Consider the following 7,377-nt stretch of genomic DNA (forward strand, 5'->3'; position numbering starts at 1 on the left):
CGCTGACCAGAATCACGCACCAAGTCTCACGTGCGTTCGACTTGAAATATGAAAAATCCCCTGCTTTGCAGATTCATGACATGTTTTGCAAAACAGAGGATTTTTGCCATTCTATTTGTTTTTTTGATAGTCGGTTTTGAATTTAGAATACAACCACTAACAGCATTTTAAACTGTTCTTTACCGTAAACAGCATGCGGATGTTTTGCTGGCATAACAATGGATTCACCCTCATGCAGTTCATGTTCTACGCCATCAATGGTGATGCGTCCGACACCGTCCAGGCAGGTAACGAAAGCATCTCCGCCAGACTCATGTGTGCTGATTTCTTCGTCTTTGTCAAAGGCAAATAAAGTAACGCTTAAAGCATCGTTCTGAGCAAGTGTTTTGCTGACAACCTGACCCTCCTGATAAGCAACTTCATCTTTTAATACAAGCACTTCGGCTTTGTTTATATTTTTCATCATAGGCATATGCGATGTCCTCCTTTTCTTTGATACTATGTAGTATATCCCTGATGATACAAAAAAACTGTGGTTATTACCACAAAATGGAAGAAAAGTTGTAAAAAACAATGAGCATCGGCTATCATATTTCATGAGATTATGCTAAAATTGTGGATAACTTGGAGAAACTTTTTCCCAGATGATAGGTGGTGCGCATAGTAAATGCGAATAAGAGCGCGCATTATTTTTTTATGAAAAACTGTTTTGGGGAAAAGGATACAGGAGTATAAAAATAGATGGCAAATATAATAGAGATTACAGATTTTGCGGCACCGGAGTTGGATATTTATGCGCGGTATTCTGAAGTACAATTATTGCGCATTAATGAACCGAAGCCGGGTATTTTTATCGCGGAAAGTCCGAAAGTCGTGGAACGGGCGCTGGATGCGGGATATGAGCCGATTTCCATGCTGGTGGAGCATAAACATATTGAAACGCAGGCAAAAGAACTGATCGCACGTTGCGGGGACATTCCGGTTTACACCGCAGAATATGACGTGTTGACAAAACTGACCGGATTCGCACTGACGCGGGGAATGCTGTGCGCCATGAAACGGCGGACGCTGCCAACAGTAGAGGAAGTTTGCAGCAATACGCGGCGGATCGCTGTTTTGGAAAATGTCGTCAATCCCACCAATGTTGGCGCGATTTTTCGTTCGGCAGCGGCATTACACATGGATGCGGTGCTTCTGACACCGGGATGCAGCAATCCGTTGTACCGCAGAGCCATGCGGGTGAGCATGGGAACCGTATTTCAGGTGCCTTGGACGATATTTCCGGAAAAAGAAAAATGGCCGGAAGATGGCATGGCAAAACTACAGCAGCTTGGATTTAAGACAGCGGCCATGGCATTGCGAAATGATACCGTTAATATCGATGATCCAGGTCTGATGAGTGAGGAAAGATTGGCAATCGTGCTTGGCACAGAGGGAGATGGACTTTGTGAAGATACCATTGCAAACTGTGACTATACAGTGAAAATACCGATGGCGCATGGTGTGGATTCCCTGAACGTGGCAGCAGCCAGTGCCGTAGCCTTCTGGCAGTTAGGCAACCGATAAAAAGATGATTTTGTTGAGAAAGTGAGAGAGAAACGTATGTTATTTCAGGAACAGGTAAGAAAGGTAAAACAGGCAGCTCCGAAGCTGGCAGCAACCACAAACGAACAGCGAAATGCCGCTTTGACAGCAGTCCGCGAAGCATTATTGCAGCATCAGGCAGAGATTTTTGAAGCAAACAAACAGGATCTGGCACAGGCAGAAGCAGATGGCGTATCCGGTCCGGTACGGAAACGTCTGAAATTTGACGAAGGAAAACTTCGGGATGTGACAGCAGGCATATCAGATCTGACCAAGATGGAAGATCCGCTGTTTCAGACACAGTTTGCCAGAGAACTGGATGAGGGATTGGTGCTGAAACGTGTCACCTGTCCGATCGGCGTCATCGGTGTTATTTTTGAGGCGCGTCCGGATGCATTGGTGCAGATTTCCGCATTGTGCATCAAGAGTGGAAACTGTGTCATTTTAAAAGGTGGCAGAGAAGCACTTCGCAGCAACAAAAAACTGTTTGACATTATTCATGAAGCAATTATTGACGCAGGACTTCCAGCAGACTCCATGATGCAGCTGGAAGCACGTTCTGAAATCAATGAACTTCTGGAATGTCATGAATCTGTGGACCTTTTAATTCCGCGCGGCTCCAACGCATTTGTGCAGTACATTATGAATCATACGAAGATTCCGGTAATGGGACATGCAGATGGCATTTGCCATATTTATGTGGATAAAGATGCAGATCTTGCGAAAGCAGTTCCGATCATTGTGGATGCGAAAACCCAGTATGTGTCTGCCTGCAACACAGTGGAGACACTTCTGGTTCACGAAGCTATCAAAGACCAACTGCTTCCAATGTTAAAAGAAGCACTGGATGCGAAAAAAGTAGAACTCCGTGGAACGAAAGACGTTGCGGCAGTTGTGGACTGTGTGCCGTCCACTGAGGCAGATGATAAAACAGAATATCTTGATTACATTCTTTCTGCAAAAACAGTCAAAAACATGGATGAAGCAATCGACCATATCAACCACTTCGGTTCGCATCACACGGACTGTATCATTACAGAAAATCCGGATGCGGCAGAGCACTTTATGAATCTGGTGGATTCCGCGGGGGTATATCAGAACTGTTCCACCCGTTTTGCAGATGGTTACCGTTATGGATTCGGTGCGGAAGTCGGCATTAGCACCGGAAAACTTCACGCCAGAGGACCGGTTGGACTGGAAGGCCTGGTAAGCTACAAATACAAATTGTACGGAACCGGACAGATCGTGGACGATTATGCTTCCGGTAAAAAGCAGTTCCATTTTAAAAATCTAGCAAATGAGAGATAATTCCTGCGCTTATAGATAGTGTGTAACAAAGTTACATCAGTGTTGGGAGTAAAGCGACTGCGTTCAAACTCACATTTTAAGGGATAAGGTCAGGAGATAAAATCAGGCAATGAAGCCCTCTTTTATGGGGATCACAGATAATAAGCTCTGTAAAAGAAGGGCTTTTGTATGTAATATAGTATATTTATGCATAAAGAATGAATAAACCCTTGCATAAATGCATAAATAAACATAAAAGCTGCATAATTTGTATGGTTAGACTGAAAAAATATGCATATAATATTAATTTTTATGCACAATCACCATTGCAATCTTTAAGCAATGACACTATAATAGACACCAGTAATAAAAAAAAGATCAGGATGAAATGTAACGGAACATTTTAATCCGACCGGATGTAAAAAGAGGAGAGAAAAAGATGAAATTGAAAAAAATCGCAGCATTAGCAGCAGTTGCAGCGATGGTAGTTTCCATGGCAGCATGTGGCAGCACAAATTCAGATGCAGACAAGAGCACAACAGGAAGCGCGGCTGAGGAATCTCAGAACGCAGGCAAAGACACTTTAGTTATGGCAACAAACGCAACTTTTCCGCCGTATGAGTATGTAGATGGAGAGGAATACAAAGGAATCGATATTGAAATCTCACAGGCGATCGCTGATGATCTTGGTATGAAACTTCAGGTAGATGATATGGATTTTGATTCTATCATCCCGGCAATCACAACAGGAAAAGCAGATATGTCTCTGGCAGGTATGACTGTTACAGAAGATCGTAAGAAAAACGTAAACTTCTCAGACAGCTATGCAACAGGTGTACAGGTTATTATCGTTCCGGAAGATTCTGATATCACGGGACCGGATGATCTGTCTGATAAACTGATCGGTGTTCAGCAGGGAACAACAGGAGATATTTACTGTTCTGATACACCGGAAAATGGTGGATATGGTGAAGACCATGTTGTCGCTTACCAGAATGGTGCAAGTGCTGTTCAGGCATTAAAGACAGGTAAAGTTGATGCAGTTGTTATCGATAACGAGCCGGCAAAAGCATTCGTAGCTGAGAATGAAGGATTAAAGATTCTTGACACAGAGTATATCACAGAGGATTATGCGATCGCAATTGCAAAAGATAACACAGAGTTATTAGACAAAGTAAATGCATCTCTTGCAAAATTAAAAGCAGACGGAACCGTTCAGTCTATCATTGATAAATATATTAAAGCTGAGTAATCGATTTCGTACAGGAAATATTGTTACAAAAGGTAACGAAAGAACTGTAAAAAATAGTGGGACAGCAATAGACGCTGTCTCATTTTTTTGCTATAATAAAATTCAGTGTTTGAACGCAGGCTGCAAAGTGGCTGCGTTCATGAGCAAGTAACGAAAGTGGATTCAAATGTCCGCTTTACAATTTACAGAAAGGAGAAAAGTGAATGAAAGAATGGTTTTTAAGCCTTGCAGATGGATTTTCACAGACGTTTATTGAAGACGGTCGTTGGGTATTATTTGCAAAAGGTTTTGGCGTTACGATCCGTGTGGCAGTGCTTGCACTTTTGATGGGTATTGCGATTGGTATTCTTGTAGCGATCGTTCGTACCAAACATGATACCAGAAAGAAAAATGCACATGGCGTCGGCAATGTGATCTTAAATATTTTAAATGCAATTTGTCAGGTTTATCTGACCGTGATCCGTGGAACCCCTATGATGGTTCAGTTGATGATCATGTATTTTGTTATCTTTGCATCCAGTCGTCATTCTGTTGCAGTAGCAACTTTGGCTTTTGGTATCAATTCCGGTGCTTATGTAGCAGAGATTGTACGTGGAGGTATTATGTCTGTGGATGCAGGACAGATGGAGGCAGGTCGTTCTCTTGGTATGAATTATACCCAGACCATGCGTCACATCATTATTCCGCAGGCAATCAAAAATATTCTGCCGGCTCTGGGCAATGAGATGATCACATTATTGAAGGATACTTCTCTGATGACCGTTACCGGAGCAAAAGATCTGATGAAAGCAGCTCAGAGTGTTACAGCGGTTACATATCAGCCACTTATGCCGTATATCAGTATTGCAATTATCTATCTTGTATGCGTTATGGCATTATCCAAGGCACTTGCTGTATTTGAGAGGAGGTTGAGAAACAGTGATAGACGTTAGAAATCTGGAAAAAAGTTTTGGCGATCACAAAGTTTTAGACGGAATCAATGAACATATTTATCCGGGAGAAAAAGTCGTTGTCATCGGACCTTCCGGTTCCGGAAAATCAACCTTTTTACGTTGCCTGAATCTGTTAGAGGAGCCGACAGCGGGAACCATTACCGTAGATGGTGTGGATATCACAGATCCAAAGACAGATATCGATAAAATACGTCAGAGAATGGGTATGGTATTCCAGCAGTTTAACCTGTTTCCACATTTGACCATAAAGGAAAACATCAAGCTTGCACCGGTGACCTTAAAATTGATGTCTGACAGCGAAGCAGATCAGAAAGCCATGGAGCTTTTAGAGCGTGTTGGACTGCCGGATAAAGCGGATGCATATCCGAAACAGCTTTCCGGTGGACAGCAGCAGCGTATCGCGATCGCGCGTGCACTTGCAATGAATCCGGAAGTAATGCTTTTTGATGAGCCGACATCCGCGCTGGATCCGGAGATGGTTGGAGAAGTTCTTCAGTTGATGAAGGAACTGGCCGACGATGGAATGACCATGGTGGTTGTAACTCATGAGATGGGCTTTGCCCGTGAGGTTGGAACACGTGTGCTGTTCATGGATGGTGGAAATATCGCCGAGCAGAATAATCCGAAGGATTTCTTTGAGAATCCGCAGAATCCACGATTACAGGAATTCTTGTCCAAGGTGTTGTAAATTCTTTTGTGGCTAAACTTTAGGTTGTGAAAACGCCAGTCATCAATCTTACCTCTGCAGCTAACAATCGCTTGTCGAGGAAAGATTGCCTGACTGGCGTTTATTTACTTTTTAATCAAATCAAGGAAGTTCCCTGCTTCAATTGCGAAAAGCAATAAGCAGGGGTGGGGACTTGCTTGTATCAGGAGGGGTGCAAGCCCCTTCTGATAAGCTGCAAAGCAGCTATTTGGTTATGAGCAAGTAGCGTAGGCGGATTGCGAATATCCTTTGACTGGTATCATAAAGAAAATGATAAAACCGCAGGAGCACATTATGAAAAAAGAAAATCGGGACAAAATAGTGGCACTTCGCCATGACCTGCACTGTCACCCGGAATTATCTATGCAGGAGCAGGAAACGAAGAATCGCCTGATCACATTTATAAAAGAAAATATACAGCTTGAAGTCATTGACCGAGGAAACTGGTTTTACGTACAGTATACAACCAAAAGGCAGTCAGAAATGCCAGAGGCAGACACGAAACCGCCGATCGCATTCCGTGCAGACTTTGATGCATTGCCAATTTTGGAAGACGCAGAAAGTTTACCCTACGCATCAGAAAATCCCGGAGTCAGCCACAAATGCGGGCATGACGGACATGCATCCGCATTGGCAGGTCTGGCATTAGAACTGGATGCAAACGGCGCAGACAGGGACGTATATCTGATTTTTCAGCATGCGGAAGAAATCGGTCGCGGAGCGCAGGAATGTGTTCCGTTGATAAAAGAAAAAAAGATAGCGGAGATTTACGGTTTTCACAACTGGAGCGGTTTTCCAAAGGGAGCGGTTGTACTTCGGGAAGGCGTCAGCCAGTGCGCTTCCAGAGGTCTGACTATTACGTTTACCGGGAAAAAATCTCATGCAAGTATTCCGGAGCAGGGAAAAAATCCATCAGTGGCAATCGCAAAACTGATTTTATATGTGCAGAATTTATTACAGGCAACAACGTTTGAGCAGCTTGTACTGGCAACAATCGTGAATGTAGAAATTGGCACGAAGGATTTTGGAATATCTGCCGGTGAAGGTGAGATTTCCTTTACACTTCGGGCGGCGTTGCAGCGAGAACTGGATGAATTGGAGCAGATGATCCGCACGCAGGCAGAAAAGTTTGCAGCCGAAGAAGGATTACAGTTATCCTATGCCTATGATGATCCGTTTCCGGAAACTGCAAATGATGCAAAGGCTATCGAACGGGTGAGAAACGCGGCAGAAAAATTGCATCTTCCAGTGGTAGAACTGACGGAGCCGCTTCGTGCATCGGAAGATTTTGGCTATTATACGAAAGAATGTCCGGGGGCGATGTTTTATCTTGGTAATGGTGAAGATTATCCGGCACTTCATACGCCAGAGTATGATTTCCGGGATGAATTATTAGAACTGGCAGTAAATATTTTTCGGAAATTGATATAATCCGGTTAAGGAAGCTATCTGATTTGTTGATAAAGATTTGATGAATGATAGTTTGAGAAGTAAATGCAGGAGAAGGAAAACAAGTAAATTTATATCAGATGGGAGATGACTCCCACCTATAGGTGGTGAGAAACAAGCTAGTATCAGTGGTGGGAGCCAATCCC

7 protein-coding genes are annotated in these 7,377 nt (G+C 43.4%); 6 read left to right on the forward strand and 1 reads right to left on the reverse strand.

Translation table 11 applies throughout. The annotated features are described in order from the left end of the window. Positions 1–142 precede the first annotated feature (142 nt). A complete protein-coding gene (locus tag LG34_RS14165) occupies positions 143–472 on the reverse strand; it encodes a cupin domain-containing protein (protein WP_109216645.1) in 330 nt (109 codons plus the stop codon). Between the two features lie 269 nt (positions 473–741). On the opposite strand from LG34_RS14165, the gene LG34_RS14170 reads away from it, so the two are divergent. The 6 genes from LG34_RS14170 to LG34_RS14195 all read left to right on the forward strand — a co-directional run bounded on the left by LG34_RS14170 (position 742) and on the right by LG34_RS14195 (position 7,213). Next, positions 742–1,566, forward strand: coding sequence for a TrmH family RNA methyltransferase (locus tag LG34_RS14170; protein WP_109216646.1), 825 nt, complete (start codon positions 742–744; stop codon positions 1,564–1,566). Between the two features lie 36 nt (positions 1,567–1,602). After that, positions 1,603–2,892 (forward strand): glutamate-5-semialdehyde dehydrogenase, encoded by a 1,290-nt coding sequence (locus tag LG34_RS14175; protein ID WP_109216647.1) that lies wholly within the window; start codon positions 1,603–1,605, stop codon positions 2,890–2,892. A gap of 418 nt (positions 2,893–3,310) precedes the next feature. Next, positions 3,311–4,123, forward strand: a complete 813-nt coding sequence (locus tag LG34_RS14180; protein ID WP_109216648.1) for a basic amino acid ABC transporter substrate-binding protein — start codon at positions 3,311–3,313, stop codon at positions 4,121–4,123. A 203-nt stretch (positions 4,124–4,326) separates the two neighbouring features. Beyond that, entirely contained in the window at positions 4,327–5,055 is a 729-nt protein-coding gene (locus LG34_RS14185; protein ID WP_109216649.1) for an amino acid ABC transporter permease, read from the forward strand. After that, a complete protein-coding gene (locus LG34_RS14190; RefSeq protein ID WP_109216650.1) occupies positions 5,042–5,764 on the forward strand; it encodes an amino acid ABC transporter ATP-binding protein in 723 nt (240 codons plus the stop codon). The genes LG34_RS14185 and LG34_RS14190 overlap by 14 nt, the downstream gene beginning before the upstream one ends. 312 nt (positions 5,765–6,076) lie before the next feature. Further along, on the forward strand, positions 6,077–7,213 hold the full coding sequence (locus LG34_RS14195; RefSeq protein ID WP_109216651.1) for a M20 metallopeptidase family protein: 1,137 nt from the start codon (positions 6,077–6,079) through the stop codon (positions 7,211–7,213). Positions 7,214–7,377 lie beyond the last annotated feature (164 nt).

The sequence above is a fragment of the Eubacterium ramulus genome, from assembly GCF_003122485.1.
GTDB classification, from domain to species: Bacteria; Bacillota; Clostridia; order Lachnospirales; family Lachnospiraceae; genus Eubacterium_I; species Eubacterium_I ramulus_A.

Bases quoted from the DNA above. Each gene is read 5' to 3' on its own strand.
- LG34_RS14165 (WP_109216645.1), bottom strand. From the start codon at position 472: ATGCCTATGATGAAAAATATAAACAAAGCCGAAGTGCTTGTATTAAAA.
- LG34_RS14170 (WP_109216646.1), top strand. From the start codon at position 742: ATGGCAAATATAATAGAGATTACAGATTTTGCGGCACCGGAGTTGGAT.
- LG34_RS14175 (WP_109216647.1), top strand. From the start codon at position 1,603: ATGTTATTTCAGGAACAGGTAAGAAAGGTAAAACAGGCAGCTCCGAAG.
- LG34_RS14180 (WP_109216648.1), top strand. From the start codon at position 3,311: ATGAAATTGAAAAAAATCGCAGCATTAGCAGCAGTTGCAGCGATGGTA.
- LG34_RS14185 (WP_109216649.1), top strand. From the start codon at position 4,327: ATGAAAGAATGGTTTTTAAGCCTTGCAGATGGATTTTCACAGACGTTT.
- LG34_RS14195 (WP_109216651.1), top strand. From the start codon at position 6,077: ATGAAAAAAGAAAATCGGGACAAAATAGTGGCACTTCGCCATGACCTG.